Source organism: Tenacibaculum sp. SG-28 (assembly GCF_002954385.1).
GTDB lineage: Bacteria > Bacteroidota > Bacteroidia > Flavobacteriales > Flavobacteriaceae > Polaribacter.
Map to the genome: position 1 here is coordinate 225,405 of NZ_MQVY01000003.1, position 18,770 is coordinate 244,174.

An 18,770-nucleotide genomic window follows, 5' to 3' on the forward strand; every position below is an offset into this window, starting at 1 on the left:
AAGTAAGGCAACCGAGTGCCTGTTAAATTTGCCATAAAAAAGTTGGTGAAGCGCTAATGATTCAATAGTTTTGAGACATGGCTACTTCAAAATCTATCTGGAATAATTTAAAGCGTATTGGTAAAAATAACACCCTGGGGTTTATCAGCTTGGTATATATTGTTGTTTGTGGATTAATTGCTGTTTTTTGTTATGCTTTGGCCCCAGATAATAGCACCGCAGCCAATGATATGCATTTGGAAATACATTCCAAGCCACCTGGTTTTTCGGTTACAATGCTACAAATACCAGCACTAGAAGAAGAAAAAGAAAATTGGTGGAGCATTCTAAAAAATGGTAAAAAAACTACTCCGAAGGAAATTCCAATTATATCCTACACTATTAAAGAAGACCATTTAGAAATTGTAAAGTATGCTGACCAACTAACACAAAAAATCAATTTAAGTATCGTAAATAATAATCCTAAAAAGTATATTCGCACGAAAACATTCTGGTTTGGTACCGATAAATATGGAAGAGATCTTCTAAGTAGGCTATTAATAGGAACGAGAATATCTTTTTTTATTGGATTTATCGCCGTATTTATTTCCCTAATTATAGGCATACCAATTGGTGCTATTGCAGGTTATTTTGGCGGAAAAATAGATGCGTTAATTATGTGGATTATTAACGTAACATGGTCGATACCTACCTTACTTTTAGTAATAGCAATTACCCTTGCATTGGGAAAAGGATTTTGGCAAGTATTTATCGCGGTCGGTATAACCATGTGGGTAGAGGTTTCTCGTATCGTTAGAGGACAGGTAATCAGTGCCAAACAAGAACAATATGTAGAGGCTGCCAGGGCTTTGGGCTTCTCCGATATCCGAATAATTTTTAAACATATTTTACCCAATATAATTGCACCGATAATTGTTATTTCTGCAGCGAATTTTGCGGCCGCTATCCTTATTGAGAGCGGATTGAGTTTTCTTGGTATTGGGGCACAACCTCCTACTCCATCCTGGGGTGCCATGATAAAAAATCACTACAACTATATTATTTTGGGGAAACCGTATCTGGCAATAATTCCTGGACTCGCTATAATGGGCTTGGTAATGGCCTTCATGTTATTAGGAAATTCTTTACGAGACATTTTAGACGTGAAATCCTAATAGGGAAGTAAAATTATAAAGACTTTAACAATAGGTCCCCTTTACACATATCTTTAATTTTAAGTAATTTTACAGTCTAAACATTATCAAATGAATTTTACTGTAAATTTTTCTACTCGTTGGGCAGATTTTGATGCCAATATACACATGCGTCATACCGCTTATAATGATTATGCTGCCGAAGCGAGATTGCGTTTTTTCGCAAAACACAATATCACTGTTCAAGACTTCACCAAAGAGTTGGTAGGGCCAATTTTATTTGAAGAAAACACCAAGTTTGTAAAGGAAATTCACATGGGTGAAGACATTTCCGTGAACTTAAAGGTTATTGGCTTGTCTGCAAAAGGGGAACGATGGAAAATACAACACGAGGTATTTAATTCGCAAGGTAAACTAGCTGCTATAATAAGCGTATATGGAGCTTGGTTAGACTTACAGAAAAGAAAGTTAACCGTTCCTCCAATTAAATTTCAAGAAATTTTCCAAGACGCAGAGAGAACAGAAGACTTTGAAGAAATAGTGCTGCGACAGCCCATTTCTTAATTCCTACAGAGATACAAATAAAAAACCGAGCTAGAAAGCTCGGTTTTTTTTAATATTTTTAATTAAAAATGCTTATAGGCTAGCATTTTTCCATGTCCATCCAGACACATCTACTTGCGTTCCTGAATTATAGTCAACACTAGTATCAGCTGCTTCACCGTCTATAATCACATTACTTAAAGGACCATTATCACGCATATCAATTTGCTTGTCGTAACCTTCTAAGTATAAATTAGTAATCGTAGCACCAGATTGTTTTTTAAATTGTAATGCGGTACCTCCTTCGGTAGAGATAGCAGTTACATTTACAAACTTAGGATTGTTATTTACTTTATCTCCTTCAAAAGCAGTAGAAAAACCAGGAATAGTATGAGAAATATACGTGTTAGTAACCGTACCGTTCCATCCTTCCGTCCAATCTACAGCATCGTCTTCTGTATTTTCTAAATAAATATTTGTTACTGACACTGAGCCTCCGAAAAATTCAATACCATCATCAGAACCATTGATTACAGAAACATTTTCAATAGTTGTTTCAGAACCAACAGCGTACAAAGAAATCCCGTTATATTGCGACTCCGAGTTAATTTGTGCTCCTGTACCTTTAATCACTAAATATGTGATAGAACCTGAATTATCTGCGTCGTTAGATCCACCGTATATAAAACCTCCAACTTCTGCTTCTGCATTAGTTCCAGCAGAAGTAGTCGCATCACCACAAATAGTTAATCCTCCCCAATCTCCAGGATTAGCATCCTTAGAAGACATTACAACAGGATTATCAGCAGTTCCTTGTATATCTATTTTTCCACCTTTTAACACAGCTAAATAAACACCAGTACCTCCATCTCTAGCTTCGATTTTTGTTCCAGCAGGGATAATTAACTCGCCATCTGCTTGTACGATATATGCCGAATTTAAAGTGTAAGCAATTGCAGGATCTAAAGTTACTGTTCCTGAAACCGTTCCTTGTAAAATCGCAGTATTTGGTGTAAGATCAGAATCTGCCCATGTAAAAGAATTAACATCAACTGTTGCAGGGTTAGTGTAATTGTTGCTTGGATTTGCAGCTACACCATCGATAAGTACATTTGCCAATGGCCCTCCATCACGCATATCGATAGATGTATCATAACCAGTTAAAGACAAACCAGTTATTGTCGCTCCAGATTCTTTTTTAAACTGTAAAGCAGTTCCTCCCACTGTTGAAACAGCGGTAACATTTACAAATTTAGGATTATTGTTCACCTTATCTCCTTCGAAAGCAGTTGAAAAACCACCTATAGTATTCGAAATATAAGTATTGGTAACAGTTCCATTCCAACCCTCTGTCCAGTCGATAGCATCATCTTCACAGTTTTCAATATAGATATTAGATGCAGATACAGTTCCTCCAAAAAATTCAACTCCATCATCTGAACCGTTTAATACGGCTACATTATCAATACTTGTTCCTGAACCAACAGCATATAAAGAAAGACCATTATACTGCGATTCAGAATTAATCTGAGCACCAGAACCTTTTATAACTAAATAACTAATCGACCCTGAAGTATCTCCGTCATTAGAACCTCCGTATTTAAAACCTCCTACTTCTGCTTCCGCATCAACTCCTGCAGTAGTAGTTGCATCTCCACATATTGTTACACCACCCCAATCTCCAGGAGCTGGATTTACAGATGACATAACAACTGGATTAGCTGCCGTACCTAATATATTAACTTTACCACCTTTTAAAACAGCAAGAAAAACCTCCGTTCCTCCGGCTTCAGCAGTAATTTTAGTTCCTGCAGGAATAGTTAAGGTTGCACCACTTTGCACAGTAAAAGCCTCTGATAAAGAATAAGCAGTAGAGGCATTTAGAATAAAATCTTGGTCTAAAGCACCTCTCATAATACCATTATTTAAATCCTCAATAACTTGAGGTTGATCTGGTACAATTGGATCTGGTTCATCACTTCCACAACTTGTGAAAGTTAAAGCCGCAAACGATAATGCTACTCCTAATAATCTTAATTGTGTTTTTTTCATTTTGTTTGATTTATTAAACTGAGTATATTTAAATTTTATGCTGCAAATAAATATTATTTATTTAGTGTAAACTTTAGGTATTTATTAAATATATGTTACGAATAACCGGTAATACAACTCTAGTGTTAAGTAAATATTAATTAGAAGTTATAGGTGAAATTAAGACTAAATTGAGTGCCATTATTGTATCTCCTAACAATTTGATTGGTTTCCTCCCCAGTATTTTGATCACGTATCAACTGCGACTGTTCAATGTTCGGATTTAATAAATTTCTTCCAATAAGCTTGGCAGTTAAGCCCTTGGTAATCTCTTTACTTAAAATTAAATCAAGCGTAACAAAACCATTTTCTATAATTTCCTCGTTGTAAAGAATGTCACTATTTTCAAAATCTTCCGGATTACCTAATGCGAATATTTTATCCGAAGAATAGTTACCAACTAAAGTTGCCATAAACTCTCTTTCGGTTCTTGAATTATAGGTTAACGATCCATTAACAATCAAATCTGAGGCTCCTTGTAATTCCGAAGTTGTTTTATTGTTGTATTGAAAGTTTGGCAAAAGATCTTGCTCAAACCACATTTTGGTAATATTAGAAGTGAAATTTAAAAGAGATGCATCGTCTTCATTTTTAAGAATATCGATACGACCTTCAAATTCTAATCCTAAAACATCGGCTTGGTTTCCTGTATTAAAAAATTTAAAATTCCCAGAAGATCCTCTTGCTTGCGCTATATTTATTGGATTTTGAATTTGCTTGTAAAAAGCAGTCGCAGATATCAACTCCGATCTACTCGGAAAAAACTCCCATTTTAAATCTACGTTGTAAACATCTGATTTTTCTAGATTAGGATTACCTACAGTAACACGTCCTGTTGGAGAAACATATTCAAAAGGAGATAATTCTTTAAACTCTGGTAAAGTTTGTGTTACACTAGAGGCAAAACGTAAAAAACTCTGTTCGTTTAATTCGTATTTTAAATTAACACTTGGATACAAGCTTTGGTATTTTCTTTCTAAATCTCCAATTCTAGGAGTTCCTGTCTCTGGGTTTATATAGTTGGTTATGTCCCAAATTGCGTTAATTTCATCATACTCGTATCGCAAACCAATGTTACCTGAAAGATTAGTGTCAAAATTAAAATCGAAATTAACGAAACCTGCTAGTATATTTAAATCTGCATTAAAACGATCTACTTTTCCTTCTCTTAATCGCAAAGTACCATTGTCAAAATTAGTTTGTGTAAACACGCTAGAAAGCTCGTCTATCGAAGGAGCCTTAACTCCCCTTGCTCGCACTCCAACGAATTGCGATCGGAAAGAACGCTCTTTTCTTCTGTAATTAAGACCTACATTTAACTTGAATGGTTTTGCCTCATTTTCATCTAAAGGCCCTAATTTGAACTCATTAGTAATGTATCCGTTATACTCGGTATCTTCAATTTTTTGGGTAGACTTTCGTTGCTGAAAATCTCCAACCGTTGAAAACTCAATTTGAGAAGTGTTTGCGAAATCATCAAAATTTACCTCATTTCGTATTCTATTTGGTTCTTCTGCCAACACAAAATTATATCCGCCAGCCCATCTAAGTGTATTGAACTCAGACCATTTGTGCTCTCCCATCAATTGGTTTACAAAAATCGTAGTTTGCTTATAATTTTGGTCTCTAACAAAAGCTTCATCTTGCTTTGGATCTTGATCAAAAACAAAACCAAATCCTTGTCTTCCTGCCTCGTATAAAACCTCTTCTCCTTTATTAACAAACAAGGTATTGTACTTTAATTTGTTGTTGTCATTAAAACGAAGTTTTACGTTGATGTATCCGGTGGTATTGTTATTATAGGTAAACCTTTCAATATCACGCGTGTCTTCTGTAGCCCCCTTTTCTAAACTAGCTTCTCTAGTTAAACTCGGGTATGATTCGTCTTCAATGTTTGCGCGATACGCTCGAAATATTTCCGTCCGATAGTTGGCAGATTCTGAATGCGATGCGGTTGCAAAAACTCGAAATTCTTTTCCTAAAAGATTAAATTTTTGCCCTAAAGAAAAAGACCCTCCAAAATTTAATGGTGTTCCAGATACTGCTTTGGTATCCCAGCCTTGTTGTGTGATTTGATCTACAAGGGCGTATTTTTTTCATGAAAACCGAAGGTAATATCGTCAGAAATAAGTGTTTGTCTGAAATCACCACCATAGTCTAAAAGGTTAGAATTAGACCCTCCGTTAATACTTAAAGAAAACATATTTTTTGTATACTCTTTGGAAGCGACATCCACATTACCCGATGCCTCATCGGCGTATTTGGAAGAAACGTAAGTTTTACTTATTCCAACATTTTGAATAATATTTGTGGAAAACAAGTTTAAGTTAATGTTTTTTCTATCTACGTTATCGGATGGTATTGGCAACCCATTCATGTTTGTGGAAAGATAGCGATCTCCAAGACCCCTTACATAAATATCACCCGATGCATCACTCCTGGTTACACCTGCAATTTTTGTAGTCGCAACAGAGGCGTCAGACACTCCTTTTTTTGCTAATTCTTGTGCCCCGATACTTTCTTTAATAACAGAAGCTTTCTTTTGTTCTAAAAGCAAGGCACTTTCTTTTTCTCTACTAACTGCAACATTAATTTTTACTTCGTCTAAAGAAACCCCTTCGTTTGCTCCTAATAATTGATCTACAACAATAGTTTCATTAGCTTTTATAACAATTTGTTTTTCGATAGTTTGGTACCCTACGAAACTAAAAACGATAATTTGATTTCCCGCAGGAACTTCGAAGGTATATTTCCCATCAAAATCAGTAGTACCCCCAATAGTCGTACCTTTGATGAACACATTTGCAAAAGGTAAGGGTTCTCCGTCCATCTCCTTATCGGTTAATGTACCAGTTACAGTACCTTTACTCTGTGAAAATGCTAAATTACATAAGCTTAAAAACGCTATGAATAGTATTTTTTTCATTCTTAATTGAATTCTGTTTATATCTGGCGCAAAATTCAAGGTAAGCTGTAAAGCTAATGTTAGCTTAAAATTAATGTTGCATTATTAGAGTGTGTCTTTTATGTTAACAGTTCTTTTGTATGTTAACTTAAAGTTAATCACTGGTTTTTGTAGTCTCTTGTAAATACCTCAGCAGCAGAGAATTTAAAGAATCCGCAGATAAAAAGGAGTTAACCTGAAGGTCGATATGTAAACTTTTATTTAACACAACTGTAGTTGGAAATGCTACGGTATTGTTTTTCTTAGCAATACGTTCTGCAAACTCATGTATGCCAGAACGATACCCGGAAAGTTTGTATTGGAGAGATTTCCCATTGACAACAACTTCCTCTTTTGATTCGGCATCAAATTTCACAAAGTAAAAAGACGTATTTAGCAGTTGAATTACGCGAGAATCCGTAAAGGTATTTTTATCCATCATCTTGCAATATTTACACCAGTTGGTATGCACAAATACTACTACTGGCCTTGGCTGTTTTACCTGTTGAATAAGCATTTCTTCCACAGTATACATTTGCAAAAGAGAAGACTGCTCCTGTGCCATACTAAAAAGAGCAAAACAAAAAAGCGATATGCACGATAGATGCTTCATTAAAACAACTTGTAACGAACCCCTAAAAACATACGAACACCTTGGTTAGAAGCATAAACATAAGCAGGATCAAAGCGTTCACTAAAAGGATCGTCTGCATTTAAAATACTATTCGCTGCCGGTGTAAAATCAAGCAAATTTTTAACACCTCCAAAAACTTGAAGGTTATTGGTAAAACTTTTTGTCGCTTGAATATTTTGAATGCTATACCAAGGTGACTTTGGTGCTCGTGGATCTGTAAAATTATCCGATGGGTCATCATTTAACAAAGGTAAATCCATTGGTCCATACACATTTCCTGTATAATCAATTTTCATATCTAAAGAGCGAATCGCATACGATATACTCCAGGTACCACTAAAACTCTCGGTTAACAATTGTCTCTTTCTAACACCATCCTCTATCACAGAAACATCCATTACCGTAGCTCCCGCTAGCACTGACAAACCATTTTGCCATGTCATATCTGCATTTATAGAAATCCCTTTAGACACAGAATACCCATCTAGATTATCATATATAATTTTACTAGAGTCCGTTTCGTAATCTGGAATGATTTTGTTAGTGAAGTAGGTATAAAAAGAACTAGCATCGATAGTTATAAAAGCATTGTTCTTAGTAATGATATTTTTTACATAATTTATATTGGCATTCCAGGAGGTCTCGGGCAATAATTCCTCGGTAAAAACAACTTCTCTATTACCTGTTAATGCTGCGTGATCTTCGGTAAAAACATTCGCTACGCGAAATCCATTCCCGAAGCTTATTCGAATAACATCCTCCTTATCGTTCGAATTCCACTTGTAATTGATTCGTGGAGAGAAGATTCCTCCATGAATACTATTGTAATCATACCTTGCACCAAGCAAAAGGGTATTGTTTGCTGCTAAAGTGATTTCATCTTGCACAAATAATCCTGGTAAATGTGTTACAGCGGGTTCATTGACAGAATTTACAGCGGTAGCGGGTGTATTATCATCATAATTCGTGTATCTGTATGCAGCTCCTAATAATACATCATGTACCTTACCAATTTTAGTATCCCAAACTAGCTGCCCAAAAGAAATATATTGTTCGGCCAAATAAAATGTATCTCCGTAATAGGAGTTTTGTTTATGACCATTTGCGCTAAACTGAAAGCTAATGTTTTCACTTGTTGGCAATTGATAGGTTCCAAAAGTTTCCCATCTACTGGTATAAATACTTTCACCATATATTTCATCCCCACCTCTGTAACTCGAATTCCAATTCATTTCTCCGCCCCATCGATCTTCATAAACATAACGCCCTGCCACGCTAAACAACTTATCCTTCTTTCTTGGAAAGGTAAACTTATTAAATATCGAAAACCTGTTTTGAAGGGTTAAATCTGTAAAATTATCGCCATTATTGTCGATGGGATTTTGGTAATTAAAATAATTTACCCCTAACAAAGCATTTGTTTTTCCTAAAGCATACTTATATCCGATATCTGTATTAATTTCTGCCCAAGAACTGGCATAAGTCTCCACTGAAAGTTGTGGTGCCAAAGATGGATTTTTTGTTATTACATTAATTACTCCTCCAACTGCCTCAGAACCGTACAATGTAGATGCAGGACCTTTTACTATTTCAACACGTTCGATAAGTGCCTGTGGAATTCCAGTTAAACCATACACCGTTGACAAACCGCTTACAATTGGCATCCCATCAATTAAAACAAAGGTATACGGCCCTTCCAAACCATTAATATGAATATCTCCGGTATTACAAACACTACAATTTACTTGTGGTCGTACACCATTTATATTTTGCATAGATTCAAAAATAGACGGCGCTGGATTCTTCATAAAAAACGTTGGAGAATAGACCTCTACAGGAACAGGACTATCCAGTTTTTAACGGGCTTCATAGTTCCAGAAACCACCACTTCATTTAACAAAGCAGGATCTTCCTTTAAATCAATCTCTAGAGAAATAACACCTTCTGAAGCTTCTAGTATTTTTCGTTGGCTTAAGTACCCCACAGAGGAAAATACAACTACCATTTCTCCGTTAGTAGTAACTTCGAAAGAGAACAAACCATTCTCATCCGTTGCGGCTCCTACCTTGGTTCCTTTCACAAAAACACTCACCATTTCTAATGGTACTCCATCAGAGGTCACTTTACCTTTAATTGTTGTCTGTGAAAAAGAGACCTGATTCAGTAATGTAAATACTGCACAAAGGATAATATATTTCATGAAGGATGAGTTTTTATTTAGTGCAAAGGTAAGTTATTTTTTAGATGCATCTAAAATATCTTTATATAAAACAAAATTTGTATTTTTGCAAATGAAAAGCTTAAAAAGGTATGTACAGCCAATCGGAAGAAAACTACATAAAAACTGTGTATTATCTGGCAACAGATAAGAACAAATGGGTTAGCACTAATGCTATCGCTAAGAAAATTAACAGCAAGGCATCTTCAGTAACAGACATGCTTAAGAAACTGGCAGACAAAAAAGTGGTAGTCTATAAAAAATACCAAGGAGTTACCTTGACAGATTTAGGAAAAAAAACAGCGGCAAATATCGTTAGAAAACACCGGTTATGGGAGGTGTTTTTGGTAGATAAACTTAACTTTTCTTGGGACGAAGTTCACGAGGTTGCAGAACAACTTGAACATATAAAATCGCCAAAGTTAATTAAGGAACTAGACGCTTTTTTAGATTTTCCTAAAACTGATCCTCATGGAGATCCTATTCCAGACCAAGATGGAAATTCACAAATAATTGAAAAATGCTTGCTATCTACCTTAGAGAGTAATGAGGCAGGTATTTGTGTTGGCGTGCACGATACTTCCACTGAATTTTTAAAGTTTTTAGACAAACAAGGGATTTCTTTAGGCGAAAAAATTCAAGTCATAGAGAAAGAGGCCTTTGATGAGTCTGTTCAGATAAAAACGAGCAATCTTACACTAACGGTATCTAACAAAGTCGCCAATAATATATTTATTCAAAAATTGTAATATGAGAACTTTAACCATACTTTTGGCAATGCTTTTTACTGTTGGTGGATGCCAATCGGATAAAAAAAAGCAAAACGACAAAATAAAAATTGTCACCACCACAACCATGTTAACGGATATGGTAAAAAATATCGGAGGGGATAAAATTAATTTAGAAGGACTAATGGGCGCAGGAGTAGATCCGCATCTATACAAAGCAAGTGAGGGAGACGTTTCAAAATTGTTTGAAGCAGATATTATTGTATACAACGGGCTTCATTTGGAAGGGAAACTTGAGGAAGTTTTCGAAAAGATGCAACACCTGCATAAAAACACGATTGTTGCAGCAGACGCTTTGGAAAAAAACACCTTAATTTCTTCCGAAAATTTTGCTTCTAACTACGACCCACACATTTGGTTTGACATTGACAATTGGATAAAGATAACCAACTACATCTCGAGTAAGCTGATAGAACTGGATCCTAAAAATAAAGCTGCCTACATCACCAATACGGAGGCATACCTGAAAAAGCTAGCTTCTTTAAATAAAAGAGTGGGTGCTACAATAAAAGAACTACCTACTGAAGGTAGAATTCTTGTAACTGCTCATGATGCCTTTAATTATTTTGGAAAACAACACCAGTTCCAAGTAGTTGGTTTACAAGGTTTGTCTACTGCTACAGAGGCAGGTGTACAGGATGTTCAAAAATTAGCAACATTTATTATAGAAAATAAGGTAAAAGCTATTTTTGTAGAGAGCTCGGTTCCTAAAAGAACTATTGAAGCACTTCAGGCTGCCGTAAAGGCAACAGGAAATACCGTTACTATTGGCGGTACCTTATATTCGGATGCTCTTGGAGATCCAAATACAGTGAAGGGCACGTATATTGGCATGTATACCTACAATGTAAAAACTATTGTTAATGCTTTAAAGTAATTATGAAATCTAAATACGCAGTAACCGTTGATGATTTAACAGTAGCTTACGACTACAAACCTGTATTGTGGGATATTGATTTGGCGATCCCAGAGGGAGTTCTCATGGCAATTGTAGGTCCAAACGGCGCAGGAAAATCTACCCTGATAAAGTCTATTTTAGGAATAATAACCCCTATTGCAGGTAGTATTTCCATATTTGGAAAACCTTATAAATCCCAAAGGAAAATGGTGGCTTATGTTCCTCAGAAAGGCAGTGTAGACTGGGACTTTCCTACTACGGCATTAGACGTGGTTTTAATGGGAACTTATGGTAGTCTTGGTTGGATTAAAAGACCAGGAAAAAAAGAAAAAAAAGCAGCATTAGAAGCACTTGAAAAAGTAGGCATGTTAGCTTTTAAATCAAGACAAATAGCGCAACTTTCGGGAGGACAGCAACAAAGAATTTTTTTAGCAAGAGCACTCGTTCAAAATGCCTCGATATATTTTATGGACGAACCTTTTCAGGCGTAGATGCCACCACTGAAATTGCAATTATCAACATCTTAAAAGAATTACGAAAAGCAGGTAAAACAGTAATCGTTGTGCACCATGATTTACAAACCGTTCCTGAATATTTTGATTGGGTAACCTTTTTAAATGTTAAAAAAATAGCTACTGGACCAGTGAAAGAAATTTTTAACGATAATAATCTTACCAAAACCTACGGTATCAACTATAAAGTGAGCGTACAACAATAATGACTTTTAAAGATTACATAACACTTCTTGCTTCAGATTACACCTTACAAACCATTACACTCGGAACTGCGATTCTTGGAGCCATATGTGGTATGTTGGGAAGCTTTGCCGTATTGCGAAAACAGAGCTTACTTGGTGACGCCATTTCACATGCGTCTCTTCCGGGTATAGCTATTGCTTTTCTGCTAACCGGAAGCAAAGACACTAATGTGCTTTTGTTGGGAGCTTTAATCAGTGGTTTACTTGGAGCTTTTTGGATACGTGGGATTGTTAAAAAAACCCACTTGAAAACAGATACTGCTCTTGGGCTTATTTTATCGGTCTTTTTTGGCTTCGGAATGTTACTACTTACCTATATTCAAAAACAACCTAACGCCAACCAAGCAGGTCTTGACAAATTCCTTTTCGGACAAGCAGCTACACTACTTGTAGAAGACGTTTGGCTTATGGCTGCTGTTACCGGTATTTGTTTGGTTGTACTGTTGTTATTTTGGAAAGAATTTAAACTGTTGTTATTCGATGAAGACTATACCAAAACATTGGGCTTCAACACAAAGTTCATCGATATTTTAATTACGAGTTTCATTGTTGTAGCGATTGTTTTAGGCTTGCAAACTGTTGGAGTTGTTTTAATGAGTGCAATGCTTCTTGCCCCTGCTGCAGCGGCAAGACAATGGACCAACAGCTTAGGAGTAATGCTTCTACTAGCGGCTGCTTTTGGAATAGCATCCGGGGTTATAGGAACTGGTATAAGCGCAAGTCAGTCTAATTTATCCACAGGTCCGGTAATTGTGCTTGTTGCTGGTACATTTGTTCTATTCTCTTTTATATTTTCTCCGTCTCGAGGAATACTTTTTAGACAACTAAGACTCGGGAGTAGCAGAAGAGATTTAGCACTGCATAAAACCTTGTCTTTTATGTTTGAAATTGCAAAAACACATGAGGATAAATCACACCCTCACGCAGTTCAAATTTTAAATAATTTTCAAGGATACACCATCAAAACACTAAAGAAACTTGAAGCAAAAGATTACATCACCATAAACGGAAAAATGTGGTCCATGACGAAAAAAGGCTATGCCGCTGCAGGAAACCTATACAATCAAAACTTAAAGGATGAGTAGTGCACAGATAGAAATACAAGCTATTGCCAGTTTGGTAGCTATAGCCTGTGCTATTCCGGGGACATTTTTAGTCTTGCGAAAAATGGCTTTGATTAGTGATGCTATTAGTCATTCCATATTACCAGGGTTAGTGATAGGATTTTTTATCACCCATGATTTAAATTCTCCATTGTTACTTTTATTAGGAACCTTATCCGGAATTATAACCGTCGTTTTAGTCGAGTATATTCAGAAGACAAAATTGGTAAAAGAAGACACTGCCATAGGTCTTGTATTTCCGGCACTTTTTAGTATTGGAGTTATTTTAATTGCAAAAAATGCAAACGACGTCCATTTGGATGTCGATGCTGTATTACTGGGAGAACTTGCCTTTGCTCCGTTTGATCGATGGGTAGTAAACACCATAGACCTCGGGCCAAAAGCTTTATGGGTTGTAGGGGGTATCGTAATAGTATCGGTAAGTTTACTGATTGCTTTTTTTAAAGAATTAAAGCTGAGCACCTTCGACACTGGCCTTGCTACTGCATTAGGATTTTCTCCAGCTATTTTACACTACGGTTTAATGAGCATATCATCCATTACCACCGTTGGTGCTTTTGACGCTGTTGGAGCAATTCTTGTGGTTGCCCTCATGATTACCCCTGCTGCTACCGCATATCTATTAACAAACGACCTAAAAAAATGTTAATTTTGGCCGTTATATTTGGAGTGTTTTCGGCAATAACAGGATATTGGATAGCACATTGGTTAGATGGATCTATTTCTGGATCTATGACTACCGTGTTGGGAGTTCTATTTTTATCGGTATACTTCTTTGCCCCAAAAAACGGGCTTATCTCTGTATTATACAGAGACAAACAGCAACAAATAGAAGTACACTTACTCACATTCTTACTACACTTAAACAATCATAAAGAAGAGAAAGAAAGACATGTCAATCATTTAAACGAACACATTAATTGGCACAAAGTTAAAGCAAAATCTGTCGTAAGTCTGGCCAGTAGAAACAATATGATTACGATAGACAACAATATAATTTCTCTTACCAACAAAGGGAGAGTTTTTACAGAAAAGGCTATCGATTACATAATGACAAACGACAACTCCAAAATTGAATCTATGAAAAAAGATTTCTTTTTGTTTAGAGGGTAGTTATCTATCTGGTTTCAATACTTTCTTTTACTATGTTAGGTAAAAAAACTATTTTGCAAGAAATTAGAAAATTTTGCAACAACTTTCAACTTTTACCGTCTACAATGCCTCTGCAGGAAGCGGAAAAACTTTTACATTAGTTAAAGAATATTTAAAAATCCTATTACAATCTGAAAACATATTTCTTTTTCAAAAAATACTAGCGGTAACATTTACGAACAAAGCGGCAGGAGAAATGAAAGAACGGGTTTTAGATAACCTGCGAGAGTTTTCTGAAGGTAATAAAAACGATTTAGCAAAAATCCTATTAGAAGAAATCCCAACAGACTTTGCCACTGTACAAAAAAGAAGTACTAAAATACTCAATGCAATTTTACAAAATTACACCTCTTTTTCCATCACAACCATTGATAGTTTCACACACAAAATTATCAAGAGCTTTGCCTATGACTTAGGCTTATCGCTACATTTTGAAGTAGAGATGGATGCCCTCTCGTTACTGGAGGAGGCTGTGGATGTTCTTATTTCAAAAATAGGAACAGACAAAGAAATTACCAATTTGCTTATTCAGTTTTCGTTAGACAAAGCAGACGATGATAAATCTTGGGATATTTCCAGAGAACTACATGAAATTTCAAAAATCCTACTGCAAGAAGACGATGCAGAAAATTTAAAGCAGTTATCTACAAAACACGTTAAGGATTTTTTGCTTTTGAAAGAAAAACTGAAAACCGAAAATGAAACCATAGAAAAAGAGTTTTTAAAAATAGTAAAGGAGCTAACTTCTTTACTAAAAGCAAACAACTTGGAGGTTTCAGACTTTGCTTATGCGGGAGAATATGTAAAACACTTTTTAAAGTTTAAAGAAATAAGGTATCTCAAGTCGGATTCCATAAAATTTAATGGCAGGCTGCATAAAACTATCACAGAAGACAAAAACTTGTACGCTGGGAAAACTTCTAAGGAAGCAAAAGCACGTATCGAAAATCTAACTCCGGAGCTCCATGCGTTATACTACTCTTCCGAACAAGTATATCAAAAGCATTATGGCAGGTATTTAAAAAATAGATTGATATTGAAAAATATTATTCCTCTTGCGGTACTTAACAATATCAACGCAGAATTAGCATCTATAAAAGAAGACAACAACATTCGACTAAATGCCGAATTTAACCATCTAATTGCAAACCATATTAAAGACCAACCAGCACCGTATATTTACGAGAGAATTGGGCAACGTTTTATGCACTATTTCATAGATGAAATGCAAGACACCTCTGCCTTGCAATGGAAAAATTTAACACCGCTAATAGACAATGCTCTAGCACAAGAATCGAGCAGCCTTCTCTTGGTTGGCGATGGAAAACAAGCCATCTACAGATGGAGAGGAGGAAAAGCAGAACAATTTATCCATTTAAGTGCAACCAATCCGGAGTTTAAAAATCCTTTTCAGGTTCCGAAAACAAGTAAATCACTAGACACTAACTACAGAAGTTTTGAAGAAATTATATCTTTCAACAACTCTTTTTTTCAACACAGTGCAAAGTTTTTACATAAAGAGAGTTACAAAAATTTATACGTAGAGGGAAATAGTCAAAAATACAATACGCGAGAGGGTGGTTACGTTTCCCTTTCATTTTTGGATAAAATAGAAGATAAAGAAGAGAATTCTTTAAAATACCCCAGGGAAGTTTTAGAAAAAATAAAATCCGTACATCAAGAATTTGATTTCGATGAAATTTGTGTTTTGGTTAGAAAGCGTTCCGATGGAATAGCAGTGGCAAATTACTTATCTGAAAATGGTATACCAATTGTTTCCTCAGAAACTTTATTATTAAAAAATGACCCTAAGGTGTTATGTATTACCCACCTTTTTCACTTGATACAAAACCCAACGGATCGAGAAACACTTTTTGCTTTTTTATATTTTTTACACGACCACCTGGCTGTAAATATCGATAAACATTCCTTTATTGCTAGCTTCCTAGACCACAGCCTCCCTGATATTTTTGAACTACTTCGAGAGTTCGGCATAACTTTCGATCTAAAAAAATCCAAGAATTACCCTTTTACGAAAAGGCGGAGAACATTATTCGCTCTTTTAAATTAACAGATACTTCCAATGCCTATTTGCAGTACTTTTTAGATATTGTTATTGAACAGCAGTCAAAAGGAATCGATATGCAAGGATTTCTTGAATTTTGGGACAGAAAAAAAGACAGTCTATGTATTGTCGCTCCGGAAGGAGGAAATGCTGTTCAAATAATGACAGTTCACAAATCTAAAGGACTTGAATTCCCAGTAGTTATATTTCCCTGCGACCTTAATATATACCAACAAATAAACCCCGTAACCTGGATTACCGAAGCATCCAATAAATACGATAATTTCAATGCTTTATTGGTTCCTTTCACCAAGGAATTTGAACAGATAGATGCAAGTACTCAAAAACAATACCAACAGCAGCGAGAGGATCTAGAATTAGACAATTTCAACCTATTGTATGTTGCGCTTACACGACCTATAGAGCAATTGCATATCATCACGGAAAAACGTTTGCTAAAAAATACAGAAAACACGAACTACTACTCGGGAGTATTCATCCACTTTTTAAAAGAATTACAGCGTTGGAAAGAGGAAATTTCAGAATACACCTTCGGAAACGGAACTAGAAAGAGCGTTAAAAAAGAGATAAGAAAGAATACCACTACACTAAAGGCATTTATTTCTTCCCCTTGGCAAGAGCACAATGTGAGAATGTTGGCAAGTGCTTCCAAACTTTGGAACACAGCACAAGAAAAAGCGATTGCGTATGGAAATTTACTCCATGAAATACTGTCGAAAATAGATTCCGAAGAAGATATTGATGCAGTATTAGATCGGTATACCAATATCGGGATAATGGATAATGAAACCAGAATTACTATTGAAAAAATTTTACAATCTATTGTAAAACATCCCATGCTAGATTCTTTTTTTTCAAAAAACAAACAAATTCTCAAGGAACGAGAAATTGTAACGATAGAACATCAAGTAATAATACCCGATAGATTGGTTATAGATGGAAACTCCACAACCGTTATCGACTATAAAACAGGAACTCCTTCCAAATCACACGAGCAACAGATTCGCAAATACGGAGCTGTTCTAGAAACAATGGGATTTACAATTCACAAACTTTTATTGGTGTATATTAATGAAGAAATTTTGGTTGCAGAAGTATAACCCTTAACTTTGACAAACCTAAAAACAATAATTTTACCAATTATGTACGGACAGCTAAAAGAACACCTACAAACAGAGATACAAAACATAAAGGAAGCAGGCCTATACAAAACAGAGCGCATCATTACATCTTCACAAGATGCTGTGATTAAAATTTCGACAGGAGAAGAAGTAATTAATTTCTGTGCAAACAATTATTTAGGGCTATCAAATCACCCCGAAGTTATTCAAGCAGCAAAAGATACAATGGATACCCATGGTTTTGGTATGTCATCGGTTCGATTCATATGTGGAACGCAAGACATTCATAAAAATTTAGAAGCAAAAATTGCAGAGTTTTACCAAACTGAAGACACCATTTTATACGCTGCTGCATTTGATGCAAATGGTGGCGTATTTGAACCTTTGCTTACCAAAGAAGACGCGATTATTTCCGATAGCTTAAATCACGCCTCTATTATTGACGGTGTAAGACTTTGTAAAGCCGCGAGATATCGTTACAATAACAATGATATGGCTTCCTTAGAAGAGCAACTCATTGCTGCAAACAAAGAAAACCATCGTTTTAAGATTATCGTTACCGATGGGGTATTCTCAATGGATGGTATCGTTGCCAAACTGGATGAAATTTGTGATTTGGCAGAAAAATATAATGCCCTGGTTATGATTGACGAATGCCATGCTGCAGGATTTATTGGTGCTACCGGAAGAGGAACCTTAGAGCTAAAGAAAGTGATGGGGCGAATTGATATTATCACCGGAACCCTTGGAAAAGCTTTAGGAGGAGCTATGGGCGGATATACAACGGGAAGAAAAGAAATTATAGATATATTACGACAAAAATCAAGACCGTATTTATTTTCTAATTCTTTAGCACCTGCCATAGTGGGAGCATCGCTCAAAGTTTTTGAACTTCTTTCTAACGATACCAGTTTACGAGATACTTTAGAATGGAATACAAATTACTTTAGAACAGAAATGGAAAAGGCAGGTTTTGATTTAGTTGGGGCAGATGCTGCTATTGTTCCGGTAATGCTATACGATGCAAAACTGTCACAAGAAATGGCGAATAAATTACTAGAAGAAGGAATATATGTTATAGGATTCTTTTATCCAGTAGTTCCTAAAGAACAAGCCAGAATACGCGTGCAATTATCGGCTGCACACACAAAAGAACACTTAGACAAGGCTATTTCTGCATTTGTAAAAGTTGGAAAAGAGTTGCGTATTATAAAAAAAGACGCATAAAAAATATTACACTTCTACTAAGTTTTTGTAGATTTGATTTTGTAAATAAGTTTT

General features: G+C 35.7%; 12 protein-coding genes and 3 pseudogenes. 10 read left to right on the forward strand and 5 right to left on the reverse strand.

Features of this window, described 5'->3' with window-relative positions; all coding sequences use genetic code 11:
- Nucleotides 1–77: 77 nt before the first annotated feature.
- Nucleotides 78–1,154, forward strand: coding sequence for an ABC transporter permease (locus tag BSU00_RS09200; protein WP_105004112.1), 1,077 nt, complete (start codon nt 78–80; stop codon nt 1,152–1,154).
- A gap of 90 nt (nt 1,155–1,244) precedes the next feature.
- Nucleotides 1,245–1,697, forward strand: a complete 453-nt coding sequence (locus BSU00_RS09205) for a thioesterase family protein (protein ID WP_105004113.1) — start codon at nt 1,245–1,247, stop codon at nt 1,695–1,697.
- A 72-nt stretch (nt 1,698–1,769) separates the two neighbouring features.
- Here BSU00_RS09205 and BSU00_RS09210 read toward each other — a convergent pair whose 3' ends face one another.
- The 5 genes and pseudogenes from BSU00_RS09210 to BSU00_RS09225 all read right to left on the reverse strand — a co-directional run bounded on the left by BSU00_RS09210 (nt 1,770) and on the right by BSU00_RS09225 (nt 9,545).
- Nucleotides 1,770–3,728, reverse strand: a complete 1,959-nt coding sequence (locus BSU00_RS09210) for a hypothetical protein (protein ID WP_105004114.1) — start codon at nt 3,726–3,728, stop codon at nt 1,770–1,772.
- Nucleotides 3,729–3,868: 140 nt separating this feature from the next.
- Entirely contained in the window at nt 3,869–5,494 is a 1,626-nt protein-coding gene (locus tag BSU00_RS13415) for an outer membrane beta-barrel protein (protein ID WP_233188679.1), read from the reverse strand.
- Nucleotides 5,495–5,844: 350 nt separating this feature from the next.
- Nucleotides 5,845–6,693 (reverse strand): TonB-dependent receptor, encoded by an 849-nt coding sequence (locus tag BSU00_RS13420; protein ID WP_233188680.1) that lies wholly within the window; start codon nt 6,691–6,693, stop codon nt 5,845–5,847.
- 133 nt (nt 6,694–6,826) lie between these two features.
- The gene (locus BSU00_RS09220) at nt 6,827–7,324 is read right to left on the reverse strand and encodes a thioredoxin fold domain-containing protein (RefSeq protein ID WP_105004115.1); all 498 of its coding nucleotides are present in this window, start codon (nt 7,322–7,324) and stop codon (nt 6,827–6,829) included.
- Nucleotides 7,324–9,545, reverse strand: a pseudogene (locus tag BSU00_RS09225) (TonB-dependent receptor domain-containing protein). Before BSU00_RS09225 ends, BSU00_RS09220 begins: the two are co-directional and overlap by 1 nt.
- 110 nt (nt 9,546–9,655) lie before the next feature.
- Here BSU00_RS09225 and BSU00_RS09230 point away from each other — a divergent pair.
- The 8 genes and pseudogenes from BSU00_RS09230 (at nt 9,656) to kbl (ending at nt 18,716) form a co-directional block, all read left to right on the forward strand.
- Nucleotides 9,656–10,312: a metal-dependent transcriptional regulator gene (locus tag BSU00_RS09230; protein WP_105004116.1), complete on the forward strand. Its 657-nt coding sequence runs from the start codon at nt 9,656–9,658 to the stop codon at nt 10,310–10,312.
- A 1-nt stretch (nt 10,313) separates the two neighbouring features.
- Nucleotides 10,314–11,228: a metal ABC transporter solute-binding protein, Zn/Mn family gene (locus BSU00_RS09235; RefSeq protein ID WP_105004117.1), complete on the forward strand. Its 915-nt coding sequence runs from the start codon at nt 10,314–10,316 to the stop codon at nt 11,226–11,228.
- A 2-nt stretch (nt 11,229–11,230) separates the two neighbouring features.
- Nucleotides 11,231–11,967, forward strand: a pseudogene (locus BSU00_RS09240) (metal ABC transporter ATP-binding protein).
- Nucleotides 11,967–13,091 (forward strand): metal ABC transporter permease, encoded by a 1,125-nt coding sequence (locus tag BSU00_RS09245; RefSeq protein WP_105004118.1) that lies wholly within the window; start codon nt 11,967–11,969, stop codon nt 13,089–13,091. Before BSU00_RS09240 ends, BSU00_RS09245 begins: the two are co-directional and overlap by 1 nt.
- Nucleotides 13,092–13,173: 82 nt before the next feature.
- A pseudogene (locus tag BSU00_RS09250) lies at nt 13,174–14,243 on the forward strand (metal ABC transporter permease).
- A 73-nt stretch (nt 14,244–14,316) separates the two neighbouring features.
- On the forward strand, nt 14,317–16,353 hold the full coding sequence (locus tag BSU00_RS13425; protein ID WP_233188681.1) for an exodeoxyribonuclease V subunit beta: 2,037 nt from the start codon (nt 14,317–14,319) through the stop codon (nt 16,351–16,353).
- Nucleotides 16,354–16,373: 20 nt separating this feature from the next.
- Entirely contained in the window at nt 16,374–17,468 is a 1,095-nt protein-coding gene (locus tag BSU00_RS13430; protein WP_233188682.1) for a 3'-5' exonuclease, read from the forward strand.
- 42 nt (nt 17,469–17,510) lie between these two features.
- Complete coding sequence (kbl, locus tag BSU00_RS09260; protein ID WP_105004231.1) at nt 17,511–18,716, forward strand: glycine C-acetyltransferase; 1,206 nt, start codon at nt 17,511–17,513, stop codon at nt 18,714–18,716.
- The last annotated feature ends 54 nt before the right edge of the window (nt 18,717–18,770 follow it).